This window comes from Streptomyces sp. NPDC048349 (genome assembly GCF_040651925.1).
Lineage (GTDB): Bacteria > Actinomycetota > Actinomycetes > Streptomycetales > Streptomycetaceae > Streptomyces.
Genome location: NZ_JBEZLA010000020.1, coordinates 1 through 26269, shown reverse-complemented (window position 1 = coordinate 26269; position 26269 = coordinate 1). Strand labels below are relative to the sequence as shown.

Here is a 26269-nt window from a genome sequence, read left to right as displayed (position 1 = left end):
GCGTGCGGCCGCCGGGCTGGCCGCGCGGGTTGACGGACACCGTCAATCGACACCGTGGCCGGCCGTCGGGTCGGTGATGATGAGGGGGTGACGTTGAGGATCGACATCAGCGGCCTGCCGTCCGAGCGGGTGCGCTTCGCCGCGTCCCCGCTGGCCGAACTGACCGCGATGCTGCACGTGCTGGCCGAACCCGGGCACCATCCGCAGCTCGCCGGCTGGGCCGGAGACGTCTGGGCCGGGCTGCGGCCGGAACTGGCCGAGCGGTTGCGGGAAGCGGAGTTCCTCTGGCGTTCCTCCCAGGCAGACTTCCTGATCCCCGCCCGGCCCCGGCCGACCCTCGCCGAGGAGTTGGACGACGTGGACCGGATCGACGACGCGGCGTACGTGACCGCCGCGCTCGTCACCACCTGCGGCAGCAACCACCGCTTCCCCTCCGCCGCGCCGTCGCCGCTCACCGACGCGAGCGCGCGCGAGCGGGCCCTGGACCTGGCCCAGGCCCGCGGCGCGCGGCAGGAGGCGTTCGCGGAACGGCTGCTCGCGGACCCGGCCGCCGTGCGGGCACGGCTGCGCCACACCCTCGAACAGTGCGCAGAGGCCTTCTTCGACGCCGCCTGGACGGGCGTGGCCGTACGGCTCGCCGCCGACCTGCGCCTGAAGAACGACCTGCTCAAGCGCCAGGGCATGGGGGCAGCGCTCGCGTCGGTATCCGGCGCCGTCACCCTTGCGCCTGACGGCGACTGCATCATCGTGGACAAGCTGCAGGACAAGGCGACGTCCGCCCGGGGCACCGGGGTCACCTTCATCCCCAGTGTCTTCGGCCGCCCGCACCTGGTGGCGGTCCACGCCGCCGGGTGGCAGCCGGTGGTGCAGTATCCCGTGGCCGGGCCCGGCGAGCCGGTCTCGCTGGAGACGGTCACGCTGCGGCTGGAGGCACTCGCCCATCCGGTACGGCTGCGGCTGCTGCGCACCCTGGCCCGCGGCCCCCACACCACCGGGGAACTGGCCCACGTCTGGGAACTCTCGCCGCCGGAGGTCTCCCGCCACCTCGCCGTCCTGCGCCGCGCGGGCCTGCTCACGGGCCGCCGGCACGGTCGCTACGTCCGCTACACCCTCGATCTGCCCGGCCTGACGGCGCTGGGCAGCGACCTGCTGGCGGCCGTACTGCGCTGAGCGCACACCAGCTGAAGCAGACGACGAACCCGGGCACTCCGGCCCGCGGCGGTCCCCGCGTCCGGTCCGCGGAGAGCGGGGACCGCCGTGCCGTGAGGGCTGCGGCGTGGGTGCGGACGTAGAACGCGGGCATGCATGCCTCCAGCCGCTCCTTGCGGTACGTGCGCCTCCCCAACCCTCCTCGTCGCCTTCGGACTCCGCCGCCTCTTTCTGGAGAAAAATCCAGAAATGATGTTCTACCCTGTCCCTGACGAGGAGTAAGCGGATCGCCCGCCCCGAGACGAGGACACGCCTGTTCGATGAGCCCGAAACAACTACGCGGCGAAGCCACGGTCGAACAGGTGCTGGACGCGGCACTCGGCGTCTACGCCTCGTCGGGCGAGGCCGGTCTCACCCTCGGCGCCCTCACCAAAGCCAGCGGGGTCAGCTCCGGAAGCATCTACCACCACTTCGGCAGTCTCGACGGGGTGTTCGCGGCGGTCGCCCTGCGCTCGGTGGGCCAGCTCCTGAACGCCCTGGGCACGGCGCTGTTCCAGGCGGCCGACGCCCGCTCCGGCATCAAGGCCGTTGTCCTGGCCTACCTCGACTTCACGCGCACCCATACCGACGAGGCCCGCCTCATACACTCCGTCGCCGCGGACCGTGAGGGCATGGCGCACGGCAAACAGCTCCGCGACTCCCAGGAAGCCCGGCTGGCCCCGATCACCGTCTGGATCCACACGCACCAGGAATCCGGCGAACTCGCGGAGCTCCCGGCGCCCATGATCGAGTCCCTTGTCCTGGGCCCGGTCGTCGCCGTCGTGCGGCGCTGGCTGACCATCGGCGACGTCGACCTGGAGGAGGCCGCCCGCGTGCTGCCCGACCACATCTGGCGTTCGGTCAGCCGCCCGGCGCACTGAGCGGACGGTCGTTCCGGCGAAGCCGAGGGTGCCGGTCCGCTCCCGGTGCCGGGGCTGTCGCCGGGCGTGTCCGCTGCGCCTACGCCGTGCGAGCGGTTCCGCGTCACGGTCGAGCCACTCCGTCGTTGCACCGACATGACTGATTTGATGGTGCAGATTCCCGCGGACTGGCTCGCCCGGGTGTTCCTCTCCCTGCGGCGCGGCACGTCGGACGACGCTCATGCTCTGGCCGGAGAGCTGCAGCCGTTCACCGAGAAGCCCGGTCAACGGGTGCCGGTCCCCCGCACGACGGTGTTGCGCACGGAACTGGCCCTGCGCAAGGAAATCGCGATCGCCGCCGAACAGGCGCGGCGCGCGGAGTTGGCGGACCAGGCCGAATACCTGGTCAGGACCCGCCTCCTCGACTGATACGGCGGTGTACGCCCGGGCCTGCCGGGCGCCGCACCGGCGCCAGTGCCGACGCGCAGGCCGCCCGCTGCGCGCGCGGGTGGCCGGCACCGTCGGCACCAGGTGCCGCGAGCGGCTCGACCGCCCTCCGCAGGCTCCGCAGCAGGCTGCTCCCCCACAGCCCGAACAGCAGCTCCTCGCGGGCGGGGACCGGCATCGTCCCGCCACCTGCCCGTCGCGTCCACCGTGCCGTACCCGGCGCCCGACCCTACGGTGGCACCATGAGCGACCCGGAGAAGAACAAGGCCACGGCCATGGCGTTCTACGAGCTGATGTTCAACCAGTGCCGGCCCGCCGAAGCCATCGACCGGTACGCGGGTGACACCTACATCCAGCACAATCCGCACGTCGGTGACGGCAAGCAGGCGTTCGTCGACTACTTCGAGCGCATGGCCGCCGAGTATCCCGGCAAGCGCGTCGAATTCAAGCGGGCCATCGCCGAAGGCGACCACGTCGTGCTCCACTGCCGACAGGTCTGGCCCGAGGAGGAGTACGCCGGCATCGACATCTTCCGCTTCGACGGCGAGGGCAAGATCGTCGAGCACTGGGACGTCCTCCAGGTCATCCCCGCTACCTCCGAGAACGCCAACACCATGTTCTGAAAGCGGCTCGCAGTGCTTCGCCCGGCCGCTGACGCCGCGCGCCAGTCACCCGCAAAAAAATGTGGGCGGCGATGTCGAGAATCCGTGGTCGGCTCCGTCCCCGGGGTGAACGCGACCACAATGGGTCGCATCGGCACCAAGGAGAAGCACGATGGCCAAGTACTTGCTGCTCAAGCACTACCGTGGCGCCCCGGCTGCGGTCAACGACGTACCCATGGACCAGTGGACGCCGCAGGAGATCGCGGCCCACGTGCAGTACATGCAGGACTTCGCGGCCCGGCTCGAGCAGACCGGCGAGTTCGTCGACGGGCAGGCGCTGGCCCCCGAAGGGACCTTCGTCCGGTACGACGGCGAGGGACGCCCGCCGGTCACCGACGGCCCGTTCGCCGAGACCAAGGACCTCATCGCGGGCTGGATGGTGATCGACGTCGACAGCTACGAGCGCGCCGTCGAGCTGGCCGGGGAGCTGTCGGCTGCCCCCGGGGCCGGCGGGAAGCCGATCCACGAGTGGCTCGAGTTGCGCCCCTTCCTGGGCGCGCCGCCCACCATCACGCCGTGACCGCCGAGGTGGACGGGGTCCTGCTGCGGAGCCTGACGCCGAGCGTGCTCGCCATCCTCGTCCGCCGCGGAGCCGACTTCGCGGCGGCCGAGGACGCCGTGCAGGACGCGCTGGTCGAGGCCGTGCGCGTGTGGCCGGCCGATCCGCCCAGGGACCCGAAGGGCTGGCTGGTCACGGTGGCCTGGCGGCGGTTCCTCGACGCGACCCGGGCGGACTCCGCCCGCCGCCGGCGGGAGGACCTGGTCGACGAGCAGCCGGCGCCCGGTCCCGCGTCCGGGGTGGACGACACGCTCCAGCTCTACTTCCTGTGCGCCCACCCGTCGCTGTCGCCGTCGTCCGCGGTCGCGCTCACGCTGCGCGCCGTCGGCGGGCTGACCACACGCCAGATCGCCCAGGCCTACCTCGTGCCCGAGGCGACCATGGCGCAACGCATCAGCCGGGCCAAGCGCACCGTTTCCGGCGTGCGGTTCGACCAGCCCGGCGATGTCGCCACCGTGCTGCGCGTCCTCTACCTGGTCTTCAACGAGGGCTACTCCGGGGACGTCGACCTGTGTGCCGAGGCGATCCGGCTCACCCGGCAGCTCGCGGCCGCGATCGACCACCCCGAGGTGGCGGGGCTGCTCGCCCTGATGCTGCTCCACCACGCCCGGCGGGCGGCCCGCACGGCGCCCGACGGCAGCCTGGTGCCGCTCGCCGAGCAGGACCGCGGCCGGTGGGACAGGGCGTCGATCGCCGAGGGCATCGGGATCCTGCAGGCGGCCCTGGCCCGTGACCGGCTGGGCGAGTTCCAGGCCCAGGCCGCCATCGCGGCCCTCCACGCCGACGCGCCCACCGCCGAGGAGACCGACTGGACGCAGATCGTCGAGTGGTACGACGAGCTCACGCGCCTGACCGACAGCCCGGTCGTCCGGCTCAACCGCGCGGTGGCCGTCGGCGAGGCCGACGGAGCACGCGCCGGCCTGGCTGCGCTCGCGGAGCTGGACGCCTCGCTGCCGCGCCACGCCGCGGTGGCGGCGTACCTCCACGAGCGCGACGGCGACCTGGCGACGGCGGCGCGGCTGTACGCGGAGGCGGCCCGCAAGGCGCCCAACCTCGCCGAGCGCGACCACCTGACGCGCCGGGCCGCCCGGCTCAACGCCCGTCTGCGCCGCTGACGCGTCGCGCTGCCCGGTCTTCCCCGCCGCCCCCGCCGGTCCGTGCCGCGTTCCCCTCACCCGCCGCCCGTCGGGGCGTCCGAGGGGGCCGGGCCGGGCGGGGTTCCGCCGCGCTCCCGGCGTAGGGCGGCGTTCCAGGACAACCTGATCGTCAGTCCCGCCTCACTGCCCGCCTCCGCGATGATTCCCAGGAGCTGACCCGACTTCACCGCCAGCTTGAGTCCGAATTCGACCTCGAAGGCGTCCGGTGCTCCGGCGTCTCCCTGGATGATGGTCTCCGCGGCCCACCGCCCGATGCCCTGCACGGTACCGCGCACCTGATCCAGCGTCAGGGCGACGGCCGAACCGAGTTGAGCGGCCGACCGGTTCACCCCGAACCCGACGTCCCCGTAGCCCGATGCCCCCTGCTCGGGCGGCGATTGGAACTGCAGCTCCCCGATCACCTCCGCCGTGACCATCGAACCGTCCCCCAGATCGATCGCTACCGTCTCGGTCATCCGATCCCCTCCCACAGCGGCCCGCCCCGACCGACAGGATAGGTCCGGGAGGCGCCCCGGGGCGGCCGTTCGCATCCGGCCGCGGGACCCGGCGCCGCCGTGGGGGCGCGCCCCGCACGCGGCCGCGGGCCTACTGCGGCTTGGTCGCGATCTGGATCAGGTTGCCGCAGGTGTCGTCGAATACTGCGGTCGTGACGGGGCCCATCTCCAGGGGTTCCTGGGTGAAGCGGACGCCGAGGGCGCGCAGGCGCTCGTACTCCGACAGCACGTCGTCCACGGCGAACTGGGCCAGCGGGATGCCGTCCTGGGCGAGGGTGTCGCGGTAGGTCTTGACGGCCGGGTGGGCGGCCGGTTCCAGGAGGAGTTCGGTACCGGCGGGCTCCTCCGGCGAGACCACGGTCAGCCACCGGTCCTCCTCGCCCACCGGGACGTCGTGCTTCTTCACGAAGCCGAGGATCTCGGTGTAGAAGCGCAGGGCCTCGGCCTGGTCGTCGACGAAGACGCTGGTCAGATGGATCTTCATGGAGTGCTCTCCTCCGGTGTGGATGCGTTGCCCACGGGCCACCGCTCGGCGATCTGCCGCAGCGGGGCGGTGTTCAGGTCGTGGAACTTGTAGCGGCCCTCGCGCCTGGTCTCGACGAGTCCTGCGGCCTCCAGCACGGCGAGGTGCTGGGAGACCCCCTGGCGCGATATACCGAGCTGGTGCTTCACGCTCAGCCGTGAACAGATCTCGAACAGTGTCTGTCCGGACCGCTCCGTGAGCTCGTCGAGGATGATGCGGCGGGTGGGGTCGGCCAAGGCTTTGAAGAGGTCGTCGGCCACGACGCCAGCATAGGCAAATCTCCACTTGCCTATCAAGCCGGGCGCGCCGAGCCCCCGGGCCCCGGCCCGCGGGCCGGGCCCGCAGGGGCAGGCTCACGGAGAGATGACGGCCCGTTCCAGCAGGCCGTGGAGGACGCGCTGCTCCTGCGGGGTGAGGCCGGACAGGGGAGAGTCCACGGCCAGGAGTTCCAGGAGACGTCCGCGCAGTGCCGCGCCCTCGGCGGTGAGGACGAGGTGCTTGGCGCGACGGTCGGTGGGGTGCGGGTGGCGCTCGACCAGGCCCTGCTTCTCGAGCTTGTCGACGACGAAGGTGGTGTTGGAGGGCTCGCAGCTCATGCGCTCGGCGAGATCCCGCATGGTCATCGGCCCGCTCATCTCCCGCAGTGCGGTCGCCTGGGACGCGGTGAGGCCCAGGGTGGCGGCGCGGTCCCGTACGTGCTCGGCGATCCGCTGGGCCAGTCCGTTCACCAGACCGCACAGCTGCCGCTCGGCGATGGCCTGCGCATCGGGTGACGTCGTCATGCCCGCCACCCTAGCAAGTCCATCAAGACAACATAATTACAACTTGAATGATTCAAGCTTGATGCTTATGGTGAGCGCCGTCGCCGCGGCAGACGCCGCGACGACTGATGACGACTCACAGGAGAGAACCCATGGCTGACTTGACGGTGGACCGGGACGCACGGCTGCACCGGCCGGCGGGAATCCGTTCGATACGGCTGGGCGACACGAAGGTGTCGTACGTGCCGGACGGCGACGTACGGCTGCGGCCCCTGCGACTGCTCCCGGACACCACCGACGAGGTCTGGGCCGCGCACCCGGAGTACCTGGACGCCACGGGCCACGTCGTGGGGAGCGTCGGCGCTCTGCTCGTGGAGCGCGGCGACCGCGCCCTGCTGATCGACGCGGGCGTGGGCCCGCAGACGTTCGAGGATCCGGACGGCCCCCTCGCCGTGATCCGCGGAGGTGCGCTCCCGCACGGCCTGGCCGAACTCGGCCGCCGCCCCGAGGACATCGAAGCCGTGGCCTTCACCCACCTCCATGCCGACCACCTCGGCTGGGCCTGCCACCCCGCTCCCGGCAGTGACCGGCCGCTGCTCGGTCACGCCGAATACCTGATCTCCGAGCTCGAGTGGGACCGGCGCGACCTCCTGGAGGCCGAGGGCATGAGCGAGCAGGTCGCGGCCCTGGCCTCCCGCGTCCGTACGGTCACGGACGGGCAGGAAGTCTTCCCGGGCGTCCGCGTGCGGATCACGCCCGGCCACACCGTCGGACACGCCGAGTACGTCATCACCGGGGGCGGGCAGCGGCTGATCGCCTTCGGCGACGCCCTGCACTCGCCGATCCAGATCGACCACCCCGAGTGGTCCGCGGCCTTCGACCACGATCCCGCCCGGACCGCCGACCACCGCCGCCGCCTCGTCGCCGAGCTGGCGGAGCCGGGCACGCTCGGCTTCGGCGTCCACTTCGCCGACGTGGTGTTCGGACACGTCCGGCCGGGCGGGGACGGCCCCGCGTGGCACCCCGTGGACGCCTGACCCGCAGGGGGCCCGGCGCCATCGGCGGCGCCGGCCCCGGGTACTCCCCGATCCCCCGCGCGCCCGCCGGGCCGGCAGGGCTCACAGGACCGCACCGTCCGGGTTTGCCCCGGACCCCCGGTGGAACGATGCAGGAACGGCTCGTCCCCGATCACCGCCGGGACACAGCCGACTCGGGCGTGTCGGGGGAACTGGGGAGGAACGGCGCGTGGGGTGGAAGTACTGGCGCAAGGTCATCTTCTTCTTTTCGATATCCGCCCTTTCCGGTGCCGGGCTCGTGGCGGTCGGCACCTACGGCGAGGGGTTCGCCCGCCACGACGACAAGAGCTCGATCTACCTGGTCGGCATGTCACTGGCCATGGTCGCCGTGCTCGGCACCTTCGTGGAGAACCACCTGGCCGAGCGGGCCCGGGCACGAGCCCGCGAACGGGCGATCAAAGCCGAGACCGAGCTGACCGTGCTCTACACGGCCGTGCTTCCGGCGGTCGCCGCGGGCATCAAGGCCCAGGCATCGCGGCACCAGGCACTGGGCCCCTCGCCGGTCGTGCCGGGAACGCCTCCCGATCCGACGCTGACCGGGGAGTTCGACAGACTGGTGGACACGGTGCTGGAGGCGGCCGTGGACCTGACCGTGCCGCCGATCACCCCGCTCTCCGAGGCGCGGGCCAGGAGCGCCTACTACGAACTGACGCCCTCGGGGGACTTCCGACTCAAAGGGTTCCGCCCGCCCCACGCCTCCCCGCCCCGGTCCGTGATCCCCGGCAACAGCACCGGCGGCACCCACATCAAGACCGAGATCCTGGACGTCGACCAGGTGTGGGCCGTCGACGGGACGCCGAGCCGGATCAGCCACCTGCGGCCGACCTCAGGCAACAGCTACCGGGCCGTGATCGCCGCTCCGGTCACCGACGGCTCCCGCCACTTCGGCATGCTGTCCGTGGACGCCCCCGAGCTGGGCCAGTTCGCCGACGACCACCGGAAACTGATCCAGGCACTGGCCACACTGCTGGCGGCCGGCCGGATACCCATCGTCCCCTGACCGAGGACCGAGCGAGAGGAGGCGACCATGCCCTCGACCACGGACGGCGGGACGGGCGACGGCCCCGACGAGGACCCGCGCCACGACGAGCTCAGCAGCGAAGAGCCGAGCAGCAGCCGGCCGAGCGGTGAGGAGCGCCGCGAGGAGGAGCCGCCCGCGCCCCGGGACGGGCTCGCGATGGACGCGCTGCGCCTGCACGCCGTGCAGAGGGCGACGCAACGGGTCGACGCCGATCTGGCGCGCGAGCAGGACGAGGCACTGCCGCACCTGGCCGTGACCGCGCTGGCCACCTGCGCGTTCCTCGTAGTGGCCTTCGCGCTCGCGCGCATGACCGACGGGCTGTGGTGGATCGGCCCGGTACTCGCGGCCGGCGCAACGGGAATGACCGCCGCCGGATACGCCCGAACGGCCGCTGACCGGCCCCGCCGCCGCCCACGGCTCCGTCGGCCGACGCCTCGGTCCGTACGCAACCGGCCCGACTGAAAGGTGAGGATGGGGCCATGCACGATACGTACGACCCCGCCCCTCTCACGGCTGCCTCCCTCGCCGCGTGGCGCGAGGAGGTCTCCGCGGCCCTCCACGCCGTGACCTGCGGCTTCGAGGAGACGTACGGATATGGCCCGGGGGAGAACAGGATTCGTCCCCCAGAGGCGGGCGACCGGGCCGCTGCAGGCCGGCTTGCCGCCGAGTCCACGGCCTTCGCCGATCTCGCCCTGTACTACAGCGAGATTGGCGCCGTACACATGAGCGACGTCGGCAACGCCTACTTCCTGCACTCCGGATCCCAGGCGCTCGGCGACCGCATCGATCTGCCCGAGGCGGGCGGAACCGTCCCCGCCGTACTCATCGGCTCCGACGGGGGCGGGATCCAGTACGCGGTCGGCGCGGACGCTGCCGTGTGGCGCTCGCGGGGTGCTTCCGAGGAGGTCGGGTTCGAGCGCATCACGAACGACTTCGCCGGGTTCCTCGACCTCCTGCGCCGATCGGTCCACCGTTTCAACGAGACCGGGCAGCCCGGTTTCGTGTAGCCCGCTCCTGGGAGATCGCCTGGGCCGGGCCCGGCCGGCAGCATCGAGCGCTCATGGACCCGTCGGGTCGGGGGCCGCGTCCCGGGGAACGGCGGCGAACACCGGCCCGCCGACGGCCCGGTCCAGGCGGTAGCGCCTGAGCGCCCGATCGAAGCGGGCCCGGCTGCCCGGCACGGCTCCGCGGAGATCGGCGATCAACGCGCCGTCCGGCACCCGCGCGGCGAGCCCCGCCACCACCGGGTCGCAGCCGGGGGCCGTCCGGAGTTCGGCCGCGGGGTGCAGCGGCAGCTCCGGGCCGTCCAGCTGCAGCAGGTCCCAGAAATCGTCGGCGTACGGCTGGAGGCCCTCCTCGAAGCCCGTCCCGTCGACCAGGTCCTCCGCCGTCCCGATCAGGCGGTCGACCCAGTGCGGCAGCGAGTCGGCCTCCACGAAGAGTCCGCCCTCGCGGTACTGCATCAGGACCTGGCCCCACCGGCCGTCGGCCTCGATGTCGACCCAGGTGACGCCGCCACCGCCGTCGTCGGTGACCAGCCAGTGGGGATGCGGGACACCGTGGTCGCCGGCCTGCCGGGGGTGGCCGGTCAGTACGAACTCCACCGGCGGCACCGTGAAGCCTCCCAAGCGGCCCAGGAGTTCCCGCGCCGTGCTCGGCACCGGAACGGGCCAGCGGTCGAAGTCGGCCGCCGTCGCCCCGGGTTGTACGTCGAGGTCGAACGGTACCCGCGCGGCCAGGGCCCGCAGTCGCTGCACGAAGGCGTCACCGGAGATCACCCGACCACGCTACCGGCACTGCGGCCGTGACGGGTGAACGCCGGGACCCGCCCGGACCCTCCGGGGTGGTCAAGCCGGATATTTCCGTGCGCGTACCGCCGGTGGAGATGCAGACTCGCTCCATGGCGGACATGCAAGCGTTCCGGAACGAGGTCGGTCGCCGAGCGGCGGACGGCCCCGGCGGCCCGGCGGGTGATCTGGCCGTGCCGCTGGGCGTGCACACGGCCGTCCTGCTGGAAGGACCCAGTGACCTCGCGGCCGTTGAAGCGCTGGCCACCCGTAGGGGCCGGGACCTGGCGGCAGAGGCGGTGTGCGTGGTGTCGATGGGCGGCGCGATGAGCATCGGCCGCTACGCCGGCCTCCTCGGCCCGCCCGGCCTCGGCCTGCGCCTGGCCGGCCTGTGCGACGAGCGCGAGCAGCCCTTCTTCGACCGCGGACTGGAGCGGGCGGGGGCGCCGCGCGGGGACGTCTTCGTGTGTGTGGCGGACCTGGAGGACGAGCTCATCCGCGCACTGGGCACGGCCCGGGTCGAGGAGATCATCCGGGCCGAGGGCGACCTCCGCGCCTGGCAGACCTTCCTGCACCAGCCCGCACAGCACGGGCGCCCCCGGCAGCGGCAGTTGCGGCGCTTCCTCGGCACGAAGAAGGGGCGCAAGATCCGCTACGGCCGCCTCCTCGTCGAGGCCCTCGGCCACGACGAGGTACCGGCCCCCCTCGACGACCTGTTCGCGAGCCTGTAACACCCGGCCCGGCTCCCAGACCAGGCCGAAGGCCTGCGCCGAGGTCCTCACCGCCACGGCCGTGCAGGACTCCAACGGCCGACCCGGCGACCAGGCGGCGCGACCTGCCCGTGCCCCTCCGCGAGGACGCCCGCAGGGCCGTGACCACCTTCAGCCGAGGTGATCAGCAACGAGTTCGGCGAAGGCCTCCGGGGTCAGGACCGTGACGCCCAGTTCCGCGGCCTTGACGGCCTTGGAGCTCGGCTTGCCGCTCGAAGCGGGCGCGCAGACCAGGTACGTGGTCTTGGAGTTGACGCTGCTGCCCGCTCTGCCGCCGGCCTTCTCGATCAAGGTGTTCATCTCGGAGCGGGCCAGGTTCACCAGCGGGCCGCTCATCTTGCCGGTGACGACGACGGTCGCGTTCGCCAGCGGGCCCTCGCCGGCCGCCCGCACCTCCTGGGGTTCCTTCATGTTGACCCCGGCCGCGGCCAGCTTGTCGATGACCGGGGCCAGGGAGGCGACCTGCTCGACGATGACAGGAGCCTTCTCCCCGCCAATGCCCTCGACTTCCTGCATCAGCGCGGCGTCGGCCTGCCGGATGGCGTCCATGGAGCCGAAGTGCGCGGCGATGCGGCGGGACATGCTGCGCCCGGTGCCGAGGACGCCCAGGGCGCAGAAGACGCGGCTGAGCGGCCGGGACTTGGCGGCCGTGATCTGCTCGGCCAGTTTCGCTCCGCGCTTGGCGCTGCCGGAAGCGGCGGTGAGCTGGTCCTCCGTGAGCGTGAACAGGTCCGCGACGTCCGTGACCGCGCCGGCCTCGATCAAGGCCTTGACGTACGTCCTTCCGAGGCCGTCGATGTCGAGCATGTCGCGGCCGGCGGCGTACTCGATCAGTGCGGGCAAGGCGCAGGCGGTCCCCTGCGCGCAGCGCCACCGCTCCTGGTCCTTGTTGATGTCCCCGCCGCAGCGGGGGCAGGCCGTGGGCAGCGGCACCTCCTGGGCGTCGGCCGGGCGCAGGCCGACGACGGCGGCTTGCACGCGGGGAATGATGTCGCCCGCCTTGTAGACCGTGACGGTGTCTCCGATGTGGAGGTCGCGGCGCCGGATGTCGGCCGGGTTGTGCAGGGTGGCCCGGGTGACCGTGGAGCCGTCTATGTCCACCGGTTCGAGGACGGCCGTCGGGGCGAGCACTCCGGTGCGGCCCACCTCCCACACCACGTCGTGCAAGACCGTCTGCCGCTCGACGGCCGGGAGTTTGAAGGCGATCGCCCAGTACGGGAACCGGCTGCCGAAGCCGGCAGCGGCCTGCTCGGCCGCGTCGTTCGCCTTGATGACGACGCCGTCGATGCCGAACGGCAGGGCGGCGCGCAGGGCGGCCGTCTCGTCGACCCTCTGCTGCGCCTCGGCGAGGGTCGCGACCACGTGCAGGCCGGCGGCCGTGTCGGCCGTCGTCTGTACGCCGGCCCCGGCGACGGCGGCCAGGACCTCGGCGTGCGTGGCTCCGGAGGGCAGGAAGGCGGCGCCGTCGAGGTCGACGGCGCCGTACGCCCAGAAGGTCATCGCGAGCCGGTAGGGCCGGTCCTTCGCGCGCAGGGTGCCGGCCGTGCCGTTGCGCGGGTTGGCGAAGACCTGTGCGCCGTGGGCGGTGCGGACTTCGTTCGCGGTTTCGAACTGCGCCTGCGTGAACAGCACTTCGCCGCGGACCTCGAACGTGGCCGGCACGGGCAGGAGCTCGGGCAGACCCTCGATGGTGCCGATGACGTGGCTGACGTCCTCGCCGTGGGTTCCGTTGCCGCGGGTGATGATCTGCTCCAGCCGCCCGGCGCGGTAGCGGGCCGCGACGGCCGCACCGTCCATCTTCGGTTCCACGGTGAACCCGCCGGCGGGCGCGTGTCCCAGGCGGCGCTGGAGCGAGGTCCCCCACGCGATGAGGCCGGCCGGGTCGAAGACGTTGTCCAGGCTGAGCAGGGGCGTGGTGTGCGCGACGTCCCCGGCCGGTGCGGCGCCGTCCGCGACGAGACCGGTCGGGGAGTCATGGGCCATCTCGTCCGGGTGCGCCTGCTCCCAGGCCAGCACGGCGAGCCGGAGCCGGTCGTAGGTGGCGTCATCGACCGGGCTGTCGCCCTCGCCGTAGTACGCACGCGAGAGCTCGCGCAGGCGGGTGGCCGCGCCCGCGTAGTCATCGCGGCCGGACATGACGGACAGCGCCTCTTCGGCGGGAGTGCTCTTCATGAGCATGATCCTTGCCCACGGGTCTGACAGTGAGGATGTAGGCGGCATCGCTCGGGGGTCTGACTCTGGGTCTGATTGGCGCTTCGGCTGCCTGTGCGTAGAATCGTCGGCCCGCGGGCGATGCCACTGCGTGTACTCATGGGCGTCCGTGACCTCATAGGAGCTTGGCCGTCAGGCCTCTTCACTGTCTCGTCCGTCTGCCCGGGCAGCACACGCTGTTCCACCACGCCTCTTACGAAGGACGGCAGAGTAAGCGTGAGTGCGCCCGGGATAGCAGTGATCGGCGGAGTCGACACCCACACGGACATCCACCAAGCCGCAGTGATCGACTCGGTCGGCCGCCACCTGGACACGCAGTCGTTCGAGACGACCTCGGCCGGCTACGGGCAGCTGCTGGCCTGGCTGCGTGCCCAGGGGGACGTCATCGCGGTCGGGATGGAGGGGACCGGGGCCTACGGCGCCGAACGCGCCCGGTTCCTGACGGCCAGCGGCATCACGGTCGTGGAGGTCGACCGCCCGGACCGCAGGGCAAGACGGGCCCACGGCAAGTCCGATCCGATCGACGCCTACGCGGCGGCCACCGCCGTCCTCTCCGGCCGTGAGCGGAACGCCCAAGAGCCGCAACGGGATCGTGGAAGCCATCCGCGCGCTGCGCGTGGTCGGCAAGAGCGCGGTCAAGGCCTGCACCCAGACCATCAACCAGATCCGCTTTTTGTTGGTCACCGCGCCCTCCGCCCTGCGGGAGAAGCTGCGGGGACTGCCCACCGCCGTGCTCATCGCCCCCTCGCCCGGACCCGGCCCACCGGGGACCTGACCGACCCTGACTTGGCGGCCAGGACGGCCTTGCGTCGCCTCGCCCGCCGCTACCAGGCCCTTCAGCAGGAGATCAAGGAGGCCGACGCCGACCTCGCCCCCCTCGTGACCCGCGCGGCCCCGAGCCTCGTCGCCCTGCCCGGAGTCGGCATCGAGACGGCCGGCCAGCTGCTGATCACCGCCGGAGACAACCCCGACCGGCTCCGGTCCGAAGCATCCTTCGCCCACCTGTGCGCGGCCGCCCCGATCCCCGCCTCGTCGGGCCACACCAACCGCCACCGCATCAACCGCGGCGGAGACCGGCACACCAACAGCGCCCTCTACACCATCGTCCTGGTTCGCATGCAATGCGACGCACGGACCAGGGAGTACGTCGCCAGACGCACCGCCGAGGCATGTCCACCAAGGACGTCATGCCGTGCCTGTAGAGGTTCGTCGCCCGCGAGGTCTACAGGCATATCAAAGCCACCGGCGTCCCGGTCCCAACACCGGCCACCTGAACGAGGCGATCGATTCGTCACGGGGTGGTGCGCAGGTCAGGCCAGGGATGCCCGTCCGGAGAGATGCCTGACGGGCGGCCGGCCCGGACAAAGTCACGGTACTCGTCCTGCACGACACCCTGGTTGACCCATCGCCCACGAACAGCGCCCGTGCACTCCTCGGCAAGAACCAGCGCGTCCTGCGGGTCCTCAGCCGTGCCCAGGAGCTGGCCGAAGTCCTCTTCCTCGGCGTCCTGATCGAGCGGCGGGAACACGTCCAGGTCCAGAAAATCCTCGTGCCCGACATCTTCGACGGCATGGACATAGACCTCATACGACGTCCTCGCCGCCCGGACCTCGGCATACCTCACACCGGGGCGTTCGGGCGAGCCGACCGGCCCGAGGAACTGCTCGACCGAACGGCCCCGCCTCAAGGCCCCGATGATGAAGGGCTCCACCAAGTAGCGCACCCAGGCACAGTACGACCCAGCCACGACAGCCGACCAGCTTGACGATCTATAGGAGCTTCAACGGCGGTCGCACGGGCGTTCCGAAGGAGCCCCCCGCGGCCGGTTGCGGTCGGCCACGGCAGCCGCGTTCAGGTTGGCCAGTACATGACTCAACACGCTGACCGCCGGTCAGTTAGCGTCTCTGGCGCCGGATATACCGGCAGATCATCCGTAAAGGGGGAACTTCTCCATGCACGTGCGCGTCAAAGTGTTAACGACGATCGCGGCAGGGATGCTGGCCACCACCGCAATGGCCGCGCCCGCTGCCGCGGCGACACCGCCCGCCGACCGGCCGGGCACCGGGAATTCGACCTCCGATGTGGGTATCAACCAGGTCGTCACGACCTGGACCTCCGCGAACGTGCGCAGCTGTGCGTCCACGAACTGCGGCATCGTCTACTCGGTGGGCGCCAACACCGGCCTCAACGCCTCGTGCTGGAGCCACGGCCAGTGGGTGAACCAGAACGGCGTCGCTCACGACAAGTGGGTCCGGCTCTACTCCGGCAACTGGATCTGGGGCGGCCTGCTGAAGGGGGACGAGACGGGCGGCGTGTCCACCCGCTGCTGACCTCCGCTCGATCGACGGGGTCTCCCGCTGCGCGGGACGGACGGCCATGGCCTTGACCACGCGATGACCGCACCCGTGTCGCCGCCCGACCTCGCCCGCTGCGCGGACGGCCGGGGCCCGGACCGACCAGGTCCGGGCCCCTTCGCGCTGCTCCGGCTCCCCGGGAGGGCTACTGCTGCACGGCGGGCTGCCGGGGGCCGCGGCCGGCGCGGTGGTCGTAGACGGCGAGGGACAGGGCCTTCACGGCGGCCTGGGCGTGTTCGGCGTCCAGGCCCTGGTCGAGGGCCTCGAGCGCCGCGGCCGCGGACAGGCGGACCGCGAGGGGCAGGCCGTCGTAGGCCGAGACCCGGTAGGCGACGGTGCGGCGAGCGTCCCGTTCCCCCTCGCTCACACCGTCGGGGGTCAGGGGGAAGACCGCGGCCTGGTAGGTCGCGATGGTCACCAGCACCGCGTCGGCGATCCCCTCCGCGTACCCGTCGGCCCGGACGGCTCCGCGCTCGGGCCGGAGGAAGGCCGCCACGTGGCGGCGCGAGAGGAGCGAGCCGATCCCCGCTCCGAGGCCGGCCGCGCCCCCGGCGATCACGGCCGTCATCCGGCCACCCAGGAGAAGGCCGAAGCAGGCCCCACCGACTGCTCCGCACATCACCAGCGCGAAGGTGATCATCATGTGTATGCGGGCGGCGGGGGATGAGGTCATGTCCAGCAGTATGCACGGTGCCGCGAAGGACCCCCGAGCGGCAATGGAGGCGCCGCAGGGGCGGTCGGCGTTGCCGTCGACCGCCCCTGCGGTACTGCCCGGGTGCTAGGCGCCCAGGTGACCGACCTCGGCCCACTCCTTCTCGCCCGCCGCGTTGCACGCCGAGGTGTAGACGGGACCGGTCTGCGCCGGAATGGCCGCGGCGGTGGTGCAGCTCGACGCGTAGCCGGCGTGGCCGCCGGAGAAGTAGTCGATCTCGACGTCGTCGGCCAGGGCGGCGCCGGCGCCACCCAGCAGGATGCCGGCGGCCAGGACGGATGCGGTCAGAGCGGAACGGATGCGCATGACTCTCCCAAGGATTTCTCGAAGACGCGCTGGTGAATGTGCGCGTCGGCCGGTGCAACATCACGACGGGGCGGCAGGCAACGGCGATTCACTCCAATGGCTCCGACACCGGTTCCGCCGCTGGTGGCGCGGTCACGCGGGGCGCTGTGCGACGGGGTACGGCTATCCGCCCAGCAGGGTGAGCTGCTGGTGCACGGCGGTGGTGGTGCGGGGTTCGTCGTTGGTGGCGAGGAGGTCGAGCAGGGCGCCACGGAGCACCGCGAGGGCCAGGGTGCGGCGGGTGGCGCCCTCGTCGCTGTCCCGCTCGGTCGGTGGCTGGCAGGCGGCCAGGACGTCGAGCCAGTCGTGCACGGTGGCCCGGGCGAAGCCGGCCCAGGCTCCGTCCGGCTCGACGAGGGAGCGCGCGTACGCCTCGGCCCAGAGCCGCAGGAGCGGGCGGTGCTCCTCGGCGGCGAGCCACGTCCAGACCCGCTCGACCGCAGGGGCGAGACCGAGGGGCCCGCCGGGCGGCCGGAGCTCGTCCAGGAGCTCCAGCTCGTCGGTGCGGGCCCGGGCGAGGAGGGCCTTCACCAGGCCGTCCTTGGTGCCGAACAAGAACATCAGGACCCGGGGGCTGGAGCCGATGGCCGTGGCCAGGGGACGCAGGGACAGGTCCGCCAGGCCGTGCGCGAGCGCGTACCGGTAGGCGGCTTCCAGCAGCTCGGTCTGCCGGGCGGAGGGGGTTGTCGGTTGCTCAGGCACGGGGCTAGCCTAGCGCGTACTGAAACAGTTGTTTCAGTACGCGGGCAGTCGAACAAGCCGAGGGCCGGGAGAGCAAGCCGTGTCGCAGGAGGAACACCAGCCGGACGTCGTCGTGCGCCGCGCGGACCGTCCCGGCGACCTGGGCTGGGTGGTGATGGCCCACGGCGAGGTCTACGACGAGCAGTTCGGCTGGAACGCGGCATTCGAGGCCCTGGTGGCCAAGATCGTCGCCGACTACGGCACCGCGCACGACCCGGCGCGTGAGGCAGCGTGGATCGCCGACGTCGACGGTGAGCGCGCGGGCTGCGTCTTCCTGGTCGCCGGCGACGAACCGGGCGTCGCGAAACTGCGCATCCTGCTCGTCACCCCGAAGGCCAGGGGCCTCGGCCTCGGCAGCCGCCTGGTCGAGGAGTGCCTGGCCTTCGCCCGGGCAGCCAGCTACCGGCAGGTGACGCTGTGGACCAACGACGTACTGGTCTCCGCGCGCAAGATCTACCAGGGCTTCGGTTTCACGCTCGCGGATCAGGCACCCCACCACAGCTTCGGCCACGACCTGGTCGGCCAGAACTGGACCCTCGACCTGCACGCCACCCGCGCCGAGCACTGACCGCGGCCGCACTCGGGCGGGCACCTCCCCCGACGGCCCCTGCGCCGCACGTCGTGCCCGCCGGCCCGCCCCGTGGGCTTCCGCGGTCGTCGCGGACTCCTCCGCCTTTCAGCGGCACAGGGCCGTGTCCACCACGCTCTCCAGGTGCCTCGTGGCTGTCCCGTCCGTCGGGATGGCGGTGACCGCGGCGTGGGCCGCGCGGCCGTCGTCGGTGGCTCCGCCGCGGCTCTCGTAGCCCTCGATGTCTCCGCCGTGGCCCCAGTAGACACCACCGCACGACAACGGCCTGCTCATGAGCCCCAGGCCGTAGCCCGCGCCGGTGTTCCCGATGGGGACGGTGGCGCGCATCTGGGTGAGCTGTTCCGCCGGGAGGAGGCGGCCGGCGAGGAGCGCGGTGAAGAACCGGTTGAGGTCGGAGTTGGTGGAGATCAGCTGGCCCGCCGCCCAGGCCGCGGAGGGGTCGATTTCCGTGACGTCGCGCAGCGGCGCTCCTGCCGAATCCCTGCGGTAGCCCCGGGGATGGGGCTCTCGGATCGTCATGTCCCCGGCCGAGGGGAAGGATGTGTGGCGCAGCCCGAGGGGCTTGATGACGCGCCGGTCCATCTCCTCGCCCAGGGGGCGGCCGGTGACCTTCTGGACGATCAAGCCGGCCACGACGTAGTTCGTGTTGCTGTACGCCCATGTCGTTCCCGGGGCGAAGTCGGCCTTGTGCCGCAAGGCGATGTCCAGGAGCTCGCGGGGTTCGAAGTACCGGCCGCGAAGGATGTCGTCGCCGACGAGGTGTTCGTACTCGGGAAGTCCGCTGGTGTGCTGGAGGAGCCGGCGGACGGTGATGCGGCTCCCGTCGATGTCCTCCCCGCGGACGACGCCCGGCAGGTAGGTGTCGACCGAGGTGTCGAGGTCGATCTTCCCTTCGGCGGCCAATTGCAGCACGACCACCGCGGTGAACGTCTTGGTGGTGCTGCCGATCCGCACCTGTCCGTCCTCGGGCACCTTCGAGCCGGTGGCCAGGTCGCCCGCCCCCGCCGTATAGGTGCGGGTTCGGCCGTCGCGGTCCTGGACGCTCGCCAGCGCGGCGGGCAGGCCATCGGTGCGCACCAGCGCGCTCAGGCCCTGCCGGACGGGGTCCGGTCGGGCAGCGGCGTGCACCACGGGCGGTGCCGGGGCGCCCACGGCCATGATGCCGACCACCGCCGCGGCTACGGCTGCAACGGCTCTGCGCCGCCCGGTCCGGTGCCGCCGGGAAGGACGAGGCCTCTGCCCAGTCTGTTCACGCACGGGTCAACTCCTACGCGGTCGTCGGGAAACCAGCGGTATGTGCAGGGCCCAGCTTGTCCGGGTACGGCAGCCGCGGGCGATCCTGCTACCGGCCGGGCTCCTGGTAGGGCTGACCCCCGGTGCCGGGGCGGGGCGGGCGGGAGGGCCGGGCCGTGGTGGCGGTGCCGCTCGGCCCGTGGGTGGAGTTCCGCCGCAAGCGGCCGGCCATGGTGGCGATGGACCCGACCCGGTTCGCGGCGTTGATGAGCGTCCCGGCCGCGTTCGTGCTCGGACGGCTCGGCTGTTCCTCTGCCGGCCACCCCGATGCTGCTCCCGCGCCGGGAGGGCGTGGGCTCGGCGGGGAAGGTCGTAGGGCCCGTCGGGGGAGGTGGTCGGGTGCGGCGCGCGAGGCCGTAGGGTTCTGCCCCGTGCACCCACTCGAGATATCCGACCTGATCACCGCGGTCGATCCGGTCAACGGCCACCGGCTCCCGGTCTGGCGCGCCGAGGTGATCCGGCAGCTCCGCGAGAGCGGTGACGAGCGCGCGGCCGGGATCGTCGCCGACCTCCCCGCGGACCGCGACGGCATACTCGACCCCCACGCCGTGGACCGCCTGCTCATCAGCGTGCACACCGAGCTCCAGCGCCTGAGTGAGGAGCTCCGGATCGGCGAACGCCTGGTCCACTTGCTCCGCCCGCTCTTCACCGCGATCCGGTCCGCCTCCGGGCAGGCCGGGCCCTACCGCCTGGTCGACGTCGGTTGCGGGCTCGGCTACGCGATCCGCTGGATCGCGTCCACCCACGCGCTCGGCGCGGACGTCGAGCTGGTCGGAGTCGACCTCGACGCCGCGCTGGTCGGCGAAGCAGACCAGCTGGCCCGCGCGGAGGGCCTCGACTGCCGCTTCGTCCACGGAAACGCCTTCGACCTCCCGGAGGCGGCCACCGTCTACATCTCCACCGGCGTGCTGCACCACTTCCGCGGCCCGGCCCTCGCCGAGTTCTTCCAGGCCCAGGCCGCCTCACCCGCGCAGGCCTTCTGCCACTTCGACATCGCCGCGACCCGCCTCGCGCCCATCGGCGCCTGGATCTTCCACCGCGCCCGGATGCGTCACCCCCTCGGCCGCCACGACGGCGTCGTCTCCGCGCAGCGCGCCCACAGCGACGAGGCGCTGCTGCGCGCCGCCGACGTACCGGGCATCCGGCCCCTGCTGTACGAGCCGCGGGGCGCGGCGAACCCGTTCTGCACCACGTTGCGGCCGGTCGTAGGAGTGCGCCCGCACCTGGAGGCGCCGCTGCGCCGGGCCCTCGGGCGGGCCTCGCGCCGCCTCGTCGGCCCGGAGCACCTCGTCGCCCCGGAGCACCCCGCCGGGGCCCTCCGGTGAGGGCCGCCGTACTGGTCGCCCCCCTGCTCGCGCTGCTCGGTCTGCTCGACGCGACCTTCAGCGGCTTCCGCGCCTACGCCGGCCGCGACGCCCGCATCCGCAAGCACCGGGCCACCGCCCGGGCGGCGCTGCGCGGGCTGGCCGTCGGGGGCGTCCTGCTGCTCGCACCCGCGCTGACCGCCGCTCTCCTGCTGCTGACCGCACCCGACCCGGCCCGCAGGTACGACGCCCTGGCGGCGGGAGGCCTCGGTTTCCTGGCCCCGCTCACCGTGTACGCCACCGCGGTCCTGCTCTCGCTCGCCGCGTACTTCGTCCTGCCGTTCCGCGCCAGCACCCTCGCGATGGTCATCGGCCTCGGCCCGCTGACCCTGCTGCGGCCGCTCGCCGTCGCCACCGCCTGTCTCGGCGCGCTGCTCAACGGCGGCGGCGGACCGGGCCTGCTGGTCGGCGTCCTCGCGGCCGTCGCCGTGCTGTGCGTGGAACCCGTCGTCCACCGACGCTGGTACCGGCACGTGCAGTGACCAGCCGGCCTCCGGCCCGGCCTCCCGGCGCCTCGAGGTGCTGCGCAACCGCGGGCTGATTACGCTGCGCCAGAACGGGCCGCTTCCCGAAGGGACCGCGCAGTGCCGACAGACGCAGTCATCCTGGAGCGGCACATCGCCGCCCGCCCCCGGACGGTGTTCTCCTTCTTCAGCGAACCCGACAAGTGGCTGGCCTGGATGGGCAAGGACGGCGAGTTCACCTTCGAGCCCGGCGGCCCGTACCGGACCACCGTCCGGGGCGACAACGTCGCCGAGGGGCGGTTCACCGAGATCGACGCGCCGAAACGGCTGGCTTTCACCTGGGGCTGGACCGAGGGCGACATGGCCGACATGGCCGTGACCCCCGGCACCTCCACCGTGGAGATCACCCTCGACGGGGTCGGCGAGGGCACCCTGCTGCGCCTGACCCACCGCGGCCTGCCCTCCCCCGAGGCCTGCGCCGCGCAGGCGGAGGCGTGGACCCACTACCTCCGCCGCCTCGTGGTCTGGGCGGAGGGCGGCGACCCGGGCCCCGACGACTGGACGTGACCCGTGCTCGGCGCCGGCCCCTTCCGAGCGCTGTCGATCGGGGGGCATACGGACGCACCCCGGCGCGGCGACGAGTCCGGCGCGGGCAGCCGGTCACCATGGGGCGGAGAGGAGATCCGCCATGCCGACACAGGGAAAGCAGCCCGCGACCGATCTCGATGCCCGCTACAGCTCCGCGCTCAACCCGCGACCGGGTGCCGCGGACGTCACCGCCACCGAGTGGGCCGAGGCCCAGCGGCAGCTGGAGGCCGCCGAGATCTTCTGGGTGTCCACGGTGCGGCCCGACGGCCGACTGCACGTCACTCCCGTCGTCGCCGCCTGGCACGGCGGGGTGCTGTACTTCTCCACCGGCAGGACCGAGCAGAAGGCGAAGAACCTCGCCCATGACGGACACTGCGCGCTGACCACCGGGGGAAACTCGCTCGTCGAAGGTCTCGACCTCGTGGTCGAGGGCACCGCGGATCCGGTCGCCGACCCGGCGGTGCTGGAGGAGGTGATCAACGCGTACGAGACGAAGTACGGGCCGCACATCACCTCGCCGGAGGGCACCTTCCACGGGATCGGGGACGCGTTCCGGAAGGGAGACGCGGTGGTGTTCGCGGTGGCCCCGGCCACCGCGTACGGGTTCGGCCGCAACGGCGGGGTCTACACCCATACGCGGTGGACGTTCTAGACCACGGCGTTGCGGTCAGTCGGCCGGGGTGCTCACCTCGCCGCACATCGCCTGCCGGTACCACGTCGACAGCGCGTCGTCGATCGGGTGGGGCTGCGGCTTCCCCGAGGCCGCGTCCCGCTTGTTCCACCTCTGGAGGTTGACCGCCACGGACATCTGCCGCCTGCCGTCGGCCCGGGTCAGGGACATCGTTCCGGCTCCCCACGCCGTGCCGTCGCTCCCCCAGAAGGTGCCGCAGCCCTGCATCTCGACCTTGTGCAGACCGAGTCCGTACTCGATCGTCGAACCGTCCAGGGCGATGACGGGGATCGTGCGCTGCATCTCCGCCAGCGACGACCGGTTGACTATCCCGCCGTCGAGCAGCTCGCCGTAGAAGCGGTTGAGGTCCTCCATGGTCGACACCAGGGCGGCGCCCGGCCCCACCCAGGACGTGTCGTAGACGCTGTAGTCCCGCGGCGGGTCGATCAGACCGAACAGGGCCTCGTACATCCGCGCGTGCGGCCCCTTGATCCGCGGCCCGGCCGGGAACTCGGTGTGCCGCAACCCGGCACGGTCGATGACGTTGCGGGTGATGTACTCCTCGGCCGGGGTCCCGGTCACCTGCTCCAGGAGTTGACCGAGGAGCTGGTAGTTGGTGTTGGAGTAGACCCCCGGAAGGCCGCCTGGTTCGGCGGCGGGAGGGGCGTTGAGCCCCAGCTCGATCAGCTCGGCGGGGCGGAACCGCCTGAACCGGTTGTCGTCCAGGCTCTCGGGCGAGGGTGTCTGGAGGGACGGGAACGCGTAGGGGATGTAGTCGGGGATCCCGCTGGTGTGGTTGAGGAGCATCCGAACGGTGATCTTGTTGCCGCGCTCCCCCGGTACCAGGTGCGGGAGATAGCCGCCGATCGGCGCGTCCAGCCGGATCCGGCCCTGCTCCACCTGCTGCATGACGGCGGCGGCGGTGAAGGTCTTGGTGATGCTGCCGACGCGCTGGCGCATGTCGGGCCGGACGGGGCGGCCGGTGCCGAGATCGGCGACCCCGGAAGCGCCGCGCCATGTCCGGCCGGCATCGCGTACTTCGGCGTACACCCCCGGGATCCCGGCGCGGTGGACGCCGTCCAGGGCGGACTTCAGCCCCGCGGGATCGAGTTTCCCGGGGCCGAAGGCCGACGGGCTCGCGCCGGCGCTCGGCACGGGCCTCGTACCGTGGGGCGCGGGAGCTGCCCCCACCGTGCCCACACCCATGGCCAGCGCGGCCGCGCTCGCACCTAAAACCAGTCGGATCTTCAAGGCATCCGCCCTTTCGTGATCAACGAGGGAGACGGGGCGCTCCCGGTGACGACCATCCTCACGGCCGTCCGCCGGGGTGGTCATCCGCCGTCCGTCGCGCATCCCCCGCCGATCACGCACCGGTCGGCGCGGTCCGCATCGTCCTACGGGTGGGGGTGTTGCGGCGGCGGTGAGCGTCTCGGACGGTGTGAGCGGGTTCGCGGGCGCGGTAGGGGCACGGTGGTTCTCCTCGGGTCGGGCGGGAGACGAGGGTGTGACGACGGAGGGGCGAGCTCCTCACCAGTGGGAGCGCTCCCACTTTGTCGGCGGGGGACGACGGCGTCAAGACACGGGGAGAGCCGAGGCGATTTCGGCCACTGCGGCCAGTCCGGCCATTCCGATGAGCAATTGGAGCAACTGGTCTTCTGCCGGGTGGCAGTTGGCGCTACGGTCTGGCCACACCAGTGGGAGCGGTTCCATCAGCCGGCGCGTCATCAGCTGCGCGCCCTCGCCGCAAGGAGTCGCTCATGCGACGTCCCCCACGCTTGTCCGCGCTGCTCGCAGGAGCAGCGCTCACTATCGCGAGCACCGCTCTCGCCGTGGCCGGTTCGGCCTCGGGAGCAGCGGCCTCACCCGTCTGTACCGTGCAGTACTCGGTCGTCGGCTCCTGGGCCGGCGGCTTCCAAGGCTCCGCCACGGTCACCAACCACGGTGCCGATGTGAGCGGTTGGAGCCTCGGCTTCGACTTCCCCGACGGGCAGCGGATCAGCCAGGGCTGGGGCGCCAGATGGTCCCAGTCGGGCGTGTCCGCCACGGCCGTGAACGAGAGCTGGAACGCGACGCTCGGCACCGGCGCGAGCGTCACCACCGGCTTCATCGCGTCCTGGTCGGGTACCAACCGCCCGCCGGCCGCGTTCAGGCTCAACGGCATCCCCTGCAACGGAGAACCAGGGCCGACCCCCACCCCCACACCCACACCCACACCGACCCAGACCCCGCCCCCGAGCCCCACCCCGACACCCACCGGACCGGCGTCCGGGGCGCCCCAGCTGAGCGTCTCCGGCAACCGGCTGGTCGACCAGAACGGCGCCACCCGTCGCCTCCTCGGCGTCAACCGCTCCGGCGGCGAGTTCATGTGCGTGCAGGGCCACGGCATCTTCGACGGTCCGGTCGACGACGCCTCCGTGAAGGCCATCGCGAACTGGAAGGCCAATACCGTCCGCATCCCGCTCAACGAGGAGTGCTGGCTGGGCCTGGAGAACATCAAGCCCGAATACCGGGGCGCGCCCTACGTCGAGGCGGTCAGAGGGCTGGTCGACCGGGTGCTCGCCCACGGCATGACCCCGATCGTCGAACTGCACTGGACCCACGGCCAGTACACGGGCAACTCGGCGGGCTGCGCCGACGTCCACGCCTCCTGCCAGAAGCCGATGCCGGGCGCCCGGTACACCCCGGCGTTCTGGACCTCGGTGGCGAACACCTTCAAGGGGGACCGGAGGGTCGTCTTCGACCTGTTCAACGAGCCCTATCCCGACCGGGCGACGGGCAGCGCGGCCCAGGCATGGGCCTGCTGGCGGGACGGCGGGACCTGTCCGGGCATCGGCTACGAGGTCGCCGGCATGCAGGACCTGGTGGACGCGGTCCGCGCGACGGGGGCCCGCAACCTCGTCCTCGTGCCCGGCATCGCGTACTCCAACGACCTGAGCCAATGGACCGCCCACTCCCCCACCGACCCGACGGGCAACCTCGCCGCCGCCTGGCACGTCTACAACTTCAACTCGTGCTCAAACGAGTCGTGTTGGGACAGCACCCTCGCCCCGATCGCCGCCCGCGTCCCCCTGGTGGCGGGCGAGATCGGCGAGAACACCTGCGGGCACGCCTTCATCGACCGCGTCATGAACTGGTTCGACGACCGCTCCCTCTCGTATCTCGGCTGGACCTGGAACACCTGGGACTGCACCTCCGGTCCGGCCCTGATCACCTCGTACGACGGCACCCCCACCCCCTTCGGCATCGGGCTGCGCGACCGCCTTCGCGCCCTGGACTGAAAGGCACCCACGACGCCCGCCCGGCGCTGTGACCCGGCGCGCATGTGAGCCGAGAGCCGTGAGCCGTGAGCCGTGAGCCGTGAGCCGTGCGGAGCCTCCCGCTGCGCACGGCTCATCCGTCAGGAGGAGTCACGCACGATCAGCTCGGTAGGCAGGACCCGGCGCGACCCCTCGGCCGCCCGGGGCCCAGCCCCGGAGGCGGCCACCGGTGCGGCCTCGGACTCCTCTGCGATCTTGCGGAGCAGCAGCCGGGTCATCGTGCGGCCCATCTCCTCGATCGGCTGGCGCACGCTCGTCAGCGGGGGGTCCATCAGACGGGCCACCGCCGAGTCGTCGACCCCGACGAGGGCGACGT

31 protein-coding genes and 2 pseudogenes are annotated in these 26269 nt (G+C 72.2%); 20 read left to right on the top strand and 13 right to left on the bottom strand.

Annotation, left to right across the window (positions count from 1 at the left end; translation table 11 throughout):
* The first annotated feature begins 87 nt into the window (after window positions 1-87).
* The 6 genes from AB0D44_RS13690 to AB0D44_RS13665 all read left to right on the top strand — a co-directional run bounded on the left by AB0D44_RS13690 (window position 88) and on the right by AB0D44_RS13665 (window position 4831).
* Window positions 88-1170: a DUF5937 family protein gene (locus tag AB0D44_RS13690; RefSeq protein ID WP_362589160.1), complete on the top strand. Its 1083-nt coding sequence runs from the start codon at window positions 88-90 to the stop codon at window positions 1168-1170.
* A 299-nt stretch (window positions 1171-1469) separates the two neighbouring features.
* Window positions 1470-2069, top strand: a complete 600-nt coding sequence (locus tag AB0D44_RS13685; protein ID WP_362589157.1) for a TetR/AcrR family transcriptional regulator — start codon at window positions 1470-1472, stop codon at window positions 2067-2069.
* Window positions 2070-2216: 147 nt separating this feature from the next.
* Window positions 2217-2477 (top strand): hypothetical protein, encoded by a 261-nt coding sequence (locus tag AB0D44_RS13680; protein WP_362589154.1) that lies wholly within the window; start codon window positions 2217-2219, stop codon window positions 2475-2477.
* A gap of 260 nt (window positions 2478-2737) precedes the next feature.
* Window positions 2738-3118 (top strand): nuclear transport factor 2 family protein, encoded by a 381-nt coding sequence (locus AB0D44_RS13675; protein ID WP_362589151.1) that lies wholly within the window; start codon window positions 2738-2740, stop codon window positions 3116-3118.
* Window positions 3119-3269: 151 nt separating this feature from the next.
* Complete coding sequence (locus AB0D44_RS13670; protein ID WP_362589149.1) at window positions 3270-3677, top strand: YciI family protein; 408 nt, start codon at window positions 3270-3272, stop codon at window positions 3675-3677.
* An 8-nt stretch (window positions 3678-3685) separates the two neighbouring features.
* Window positions 3686-4831 carry a DUF6596 domain-containing protein gene (locus AB0D44_RS13665; RefSeq protein WP_362589402.1) on the top strand — a complete coding sequence of 382 codons (1146 nt, stop codon included), beginning with the start codon at window positions 3686-3688 and terminating at the stop codon, window positions 4829-4831.
* A 56-nt stretch (window positions 4832-4887) separates the two neighbouring features.
* On the opposite strand, the gene AB0D44_RS13660 is transcribed toward AB0D44_RS13665, so the two are convergent.
* The 4 genes from AB0D44_RS13660 to AB0D44_RS13645 all read right to left on the bottom strand — a co-directional run bounded on the left by AB0D44_RS13660 (window position 4888) and on the right by AB0D44_RS13645 (window position 6672).
* A complete protein-coding gene (locus AB0D44_RS13660) occupies window positions 4888-5328 on the bottom strand; it encodes a CU044_2847 family protein (RefSeq protein WP_362589146.1) in 441 nt (146 codons plus the stop codon).
* A 130-nt stretch (window positions 5329-5458) separates the two neighbouring features.
* A complete protein-coding gene (locus AB0D44_RS13655) occupies window positions 5459-5851 on the bottom strand; it encodes a VOC family protein (protein ID WP_362589143.1) in 393 nt (130 codons plus the stop codon).
* Window positions 5848-6150 (bottom strand): metalloregulator ArsR/SmtB family transcription factor, encoded by a 303-nt coding sequence (locus AB0D44_RS13650; RefSeq protein ID WP_362589140.1) that lies wholly within the window; start codon window positions 6148-6150, stop codon window positions 5848-5850. The genes AB0D44_RS13655 and AB0D44_RS13650 overlap by 4 nt, the downstream gene beginning before the upstream one ends.
* Before the next feature lie 93 nt (window positions 6151-6243).
* Entirely contained in the window at window positions 6244-6672 is a 429-nt protein-coding gene (locus tag AB0D44_RS13645; RefSeq protein ID WP_362589138.1) for a MarR family transcriptional regulator, read from the bottom strand.
* 131 nt (window positions 6673-6803) lie between these two features.
* Here AB0D44_RS13645 and AB0D44_RS13640 point away from each other — a divergent pair, with 131 nt between their 5' ends.
* The 4 genes from AB0D44_RS13640 to AB0D44_RS13625 all read left to right on the top strand — a co-directional run bounded on the left by AB0D44_RS13640 (window position 6804) and on the right by AB0D44_RS13625 (window position 9755).
* Window positions 6804-7688 (top strand): MBL fold metallo-hydrolase, encoded by an 885-nt coding sequence (locus tag AB0D44_RS13640; protein WP_362589135.1) that lies wholly within the window; start codon window positions 6804-6806, stop codon window positions 7686-7688.
* A 208-nt stretch (window positions 7689-7896) separates the two neighbouring features.
* Complete coding sequence (locus AB0D44_RS13635; RefSeq protein ID WP_362589133.1) at window positions 7897-8727, top strand: GAF domain-containing protein; 831 nt, start codon at window positions 7897-7899, stop codon at window positions 8725-8727.
* Between the two features lie 27 nt (window positions 8728-8754).
* On the top strand, window positions 8755-9210 hold the full coding sequence (locus tag AB0D44_RS13630; RefSeq protein WP_362589130.1) for a hypothetical protein: 456 nt from the start codon (window positions 8755-8757) through the stop codon (window positions 9208-9210).
* Window positions 9211-9227: 17 nt separating this feature from the next.
* Window positions 9228-9755, top strand: coding sequence for an SMI1/KNR4 family protein (locus tag AB0D44_RS13625; RefSeq protein WP_362589127.1), 528 nt, complete (start codon window positions 9228-9230; stop codon window positions 9753-9755).
* Window positions 9756-9806: 51 nt separating this feature from the next.
* Here AB0D44_RS13625 and AB0D44_RS13620 read toward each other — a convergent pair whose 3' ends face one another.
* Window positions 9807-10526, bottom strand: coding sequence for a hypothetical protein (locus AB0D44_RS13620; RefSeq protein ID WP_362589124.1), 720 nt, complete (start codon window positions 10524-10526; stop codon window positions 9807-9809).
* A 122-nt stretch (window positions 10527-10648) separates the two neighbouring features.
* Here AB0D44_RS13620 and AB0D44_RS13615 point away from each other — a divergent pair, with 122 nt between their 5' ends.
* Window positions 10649-11266: a TOPRIM nucleotidyl transferase/hydrolase domain-containing protein gene (locus AB0D44_RS13615; RefSeq protein WP_362589122.1), complete on the top strand. Its 618-nt coding sequence runs from the start codon at window positions 10649-10651 to the stop codon at window positions 11264-11266.
* Window positions 11267-11416: 150 nt separating this feature from the next.
* On the opposite strand, the gene ligA is transcribed toward AB0D44_RS13615, so the two are convergent.
* Entirely contained in the window at window positions 11417-13477 is a 2061-nt protein-coding gene (gene ligA, locus AB0D44_RS13610; RefSeq protein WP_362589119.1) for an NAD-dependent DNA ligase LigA, read from the bottom strand.
* Window positions 13478-13732: 255 nt separating this feature from the next.
* Between ligA and AB0D44_RS13605 the strand changes: the two are divergent.
* A pseudogene (locus AB0D44_RS13605) lies at window positions 13733-14715 on the top strand (IS110 family transposase); the annotation flags it as partial.
* 92 nt (window positions 14716-14807) lie between these two features.
* Here the strand turns inward: AB0D44_RS13605 and AB0D44_RS13600 are convergent.
* Entirely contained in the window at window positions 14808-15239 is a 432-nt protein-coding gene (locus AB0D44_RS13600; RefSeq protein WP_362589117.1) for a hypothetical protein, read from the bottom strand.
* 229 nt (window positions 15240-15468) lie between these two features.
* Here AB0D44_RS13600 and AB0D44_RS13595 point away from each other — a divergent pair, with 229 nt between their 5' ends.
* Window positions 15469-15846 carry a hypothetical protein gene (locus tag AB0D44_RS13595; protein WP_362589114.1) on the top strand — a complete coding sequence of 126 codons (378 nt, stop codon included), beginning with the start codon at window positions 15469-15471 and terminating at the stop codon, window positions 15844-15846.
* Window positions 15847-16015: 169 nt separating this feature from the next.
* Here the strand turns inward: AB0D44_RS13595 and AB0D44_RS13590 are convergent, their stop codons facing one another.
* The 3 genes from AB0D44_RS13590 to AB0D44_RS13580 all read right to left on the bottom strand — a co-directional run bounded on the left by AB0D44_RS13590 (window position 16016) and on the right by AB0D44_RS13580 (window position 17629).
* On the bottom strand, window positions 16016-16543 hold the full coding sequence (locus AB0D44_RS13590) for a hypothetical protein (protein ID WP_362589111.1): 528 nt from the start codon (window positions 16541-16543) through the stop codon (window positions 16016-16018).
* Window positions 16544-16648: 105 nt separating this feature from the next.
* Window positions 16649-16888: a hypothetical protein gene (locus AB0D44_RS13585; protein WP_362589109.1), complete on the bottom strand. Its 240-nt coding sequence runs from the start codon at window positions 16886-16888 to the stop codon at window positions 16649-16651.
* A gap of 162 nt (window positions 16889-17050) precedes the next feature.
* Window positions 17051-17629 (bottom strand): TetR/AcrR family transcriptional regulator, encoded by a 579-nt coding sequence (locus tag AB0D44_RS13580; RefSeq protein WP_362589106.1) that lies wholly within the window; start codon window positions 17627-17629, stop codon window positions 17051-17053.
* A gap of 79 nt (window positions 17630-17708) precedes the next feature.
* Between AB0D44_RS13580 and AB0D44_RS13575 the strand changes: the two genes are divergently transcribed.
* Window positions 17709-18236 (top strand): GNAT family N-acetyltransferase, encoded by a 528-nt coding sequence (locus tag AB0D44_RS13575; protein WP_362589103.1) that lies wholly within the window; start codon window positions 17709-17711, stop codon window positions 18234-18236.
* A 108-nt stretch (window positions 18237-18344) separates the two neighbouring features.
* Here AB0D44_RS13575 and AB0D44_RS13570 read toward each other — a convergent pair whose 3' ends face one another.
* Complete coding sequence (locus AB0D44_RS13570) at window positions 18345-19415, bottom strand: serine hydrolase domain-containing protein (protein WP_362589100.1); 1071 nt, start codon at window positions 19413-19415, stop codon at window positions 18345-18347.
* Window positions 19416-19663: 248 nt separating this feature from the next.
* Here AB0D44_RS13570 and AB0D44_RS13565 point away from each other — a divergent pair.
* The 5 genes and pseudogenes from AB0D44_RS13565 to AB0D44_RS13545 all read left to right on the top strand — a co-directional run.
* Window positions 19664-19795, top strand: a pseudogene (locus AB0D44_RS13565) (MFS transporter); the annotation flags it as partial.
* Between the two features lie 126 nt (window positions 19796-19921).
* A complete protein-coding gene (locus AB0D44_RS13560) occupies window positions 19922-20875 on the top strand; it encodes a class I SAM-dependent methyltransferase (RefSeq protein ID WP_362589399.1) in 954 nt (317 codons plus the stop codon).
* On the top strand, window positions 20872-21396 hold the full coding sequence (locus AB0D44_RS13555; protein WP_362589098.1) for a hypothetical protein: 525 nt from the start codon (window positions 20872-20874) through the stop codon (window positions 21394-21396). The genes AB0D44_RS13560 and AB0D44_RS13555 overlap by 4 nt, the downstream gene beginning before the upstream one ends.
* A 102-nt stretch (window positions 21397-21498) precedes the next feature.
* Window positions 21499-21945 carry an SRPBCC domain-containing protein gene (locus tag AB0D44_RS13550; RefSeq protein WP_362589096.1) on the top strand — a complete coding sequence of 149 codons (447 nt, stop codon included), beginning with the start codon at window positions 21499-21501 and terminating at the stop codon, window positions 21943-21945.
* Between the two features lie 121 nt (window positions 21946-22066).
* The gene (locus AB0D44_RS13545; RefSeq protein ID WP_362589094.1) at window positions 22067-22618 is read left to right on the top strand and encodes a pyridoxamine 5'-phosphate oxidase family protein; all 552 of its coding nucleotides are present in this window, start codon (window positions 22067-22069) and stop codon (window positions 22616-22618) included.
* Window positions 22619-22633: 15 nt separating this feature from the next.
* On the opposite strand, the gene AB0D44_RS13540 is transcribed toward AB0D44_RS13545, so the two are convergent.
* Window positions 22634-23887, bottom strand: coding sequence for a serine hydrolase domain-containing protein (locus AB0D44_RS13540; protein WP_362589091.1), 1254 nt, complete (start codon window positions 23885-23887; stop codon window positions 22634-22636).
* A 506-nt stretch (window positions 23888-24393) separates the two neighbouring features.
* Between AB0D44_RS13540 and AB0D44_RS13535 the strand changes: the two genes are divergently transcribed.
* Window positions 24394-25914: a cellulase family glycosylhydrolase gene (locus AB0D44_RS13535; RefSeq protein ID WP_362589088.1), complete on the top strand. Its 1521-nt coding sequence runs from the start codon at window positions 24394-24396 to the stop codon at window positions 25912-25914.
* Window positions 25915-26033: 119 nt separating this feature from the next.
* Here AB0D44_RS13535 and AB0D44_RS13530 read toward each other — a convergent pair.
* A partial coding sequence (locus AB0D44_RS13530) for a substrate-binding domain-containing protein (protein ID WP_362589085.1) occupies window positions 26034-26269 on the bottom strand: 236 nt, incomplete at its 5' end.

Bases quoted from the DNA above. Each gene is read 5' to 3' on its own strand.
- AB0D44_RS13685 (WP_362589157.1), top strand. From the start codon at position 1,470: ATGAGCCCGAAACAACTACGCGGCGAAGCCACGGTCGAACAGGTGCTG.
- AB0D44_RS13680 (WP_362589154.1), top strand. From the start codon at position 2,217: ATGGTGCAGATTCCCGCGGACTGGCTCGCCCGGGTGTTCCTCTCCCTG.
- AB0D44_RS13675 (WP_362589151.1), top strand. From the start codon at position 2,738: ATGAGCGACCCGGAGAAGAACAAGGCCACGGCCATGGCGTTCTACGAG.
- AB0D44_RS13670 (WP_362589149.1), top strand. From the start codon at position 3,270: ATGGCCAAGTACTTGCTGCTCAAGCACTACCGTGGCGCCCCGGCTGCG.
- AB0D44_RS13660 (WP_362589146.1), bottom strand. From the start codon at position 5,328: ATGACCGAGACGGTAGCGATCGATCTGGGGGACGGTTCGATGGTCACG.
- AB0D44_RS13655 (WP_362589143.1), bottom strand. From the start codon at position 5,851: ATGAAGATCCATCTGACCAGCGTCTTCGTCGACGACCAGGCCGAGGCC.
- AB0D44_RS13645 (WP_362589138.1), bottom strand. From the start codon at position 6,672: ATGACGACGTCACCCGATGCGCAGGCCATCGCCGAGCGGCAGCTGTGC.
- AB0D44_RS13640 (WP_362589135.1), top strand. From the start codon at position 6,804: ATGGCTGACTTGACGGTGGACCGGGACGCACGGCTGCACCGGCCGGCG.
- AB0D44_RS13630 (WP_362589130.1), top strand. From the start codon at position 8,755: ATGCCCTCGACCACGGACGGCGGGACGGGCGACGGCCCCGACGAGGAC.
- AB0D44_RS13625 (WP_362589127.1), top strand. From the start codon at position 9,228: ATGCACGATACGTACGACCCCGCCCCTCTCACGGCTGCCTCCCTCGCC.
- AB0D44_RS13615 (WP_362589122.1), top strand. From the start codon at position 10,649: ATGGCGGACATGCAAGCGTTCCGGAACGAGGTCGGTCGCCGAGCGGCG.
- ligA (WP_362589119.1), bottom strand. From the start codon at position 13,477: ATGAAGAGCACTCCCGCCGAAGAGGCGCTGTCCGTCATGTCCGGCCGC.
- AB0D44_RS13595 (WP_362589114.1), top strand. From the start codon at position 15,469: ATGCACGTGCGCGTCAAAGTGTTAACGACGATCGCGGCAGGGATGCTG.
- AB0D44_RS13590 (WP_362589111.1), bottom strand. From the start codon at position 16,543: ATGACCTCATCCCCCGCCGCCCGCATACACATGATGATCACCTTCGCG.
- AB0D44_RS13585 (WP_362589109.1), bottom strand. From the start codon at position 16,888: ATGCGCATCCGTTCCGCTCTGACCGCATCCGTCCTGGCCGCCGGCATC.
- AB0D44_RS13570 (WP_362589100.1), bottom strand. From the start codon at position 19,415: ATGGCCGTGGGCGCCCCGGCACCGCCCGTGGTGCACGCCGCTGCCCGA.
- AB0D44_RS13545 (WP_362589094.1), top strand. From the start codon at position 22,067: ATGCCGACACAGGGAAAGCAGCCCGCGACCGATCTCGATGCCCGCTAC.
- AB0D44_RS13535 (WP_362589088.1), top strand. From the start codon at position 24,394: ATGCGACGTCCCCCACGCTTGTCCGCGCTGCTCGCAGGAGCAGCGCTC.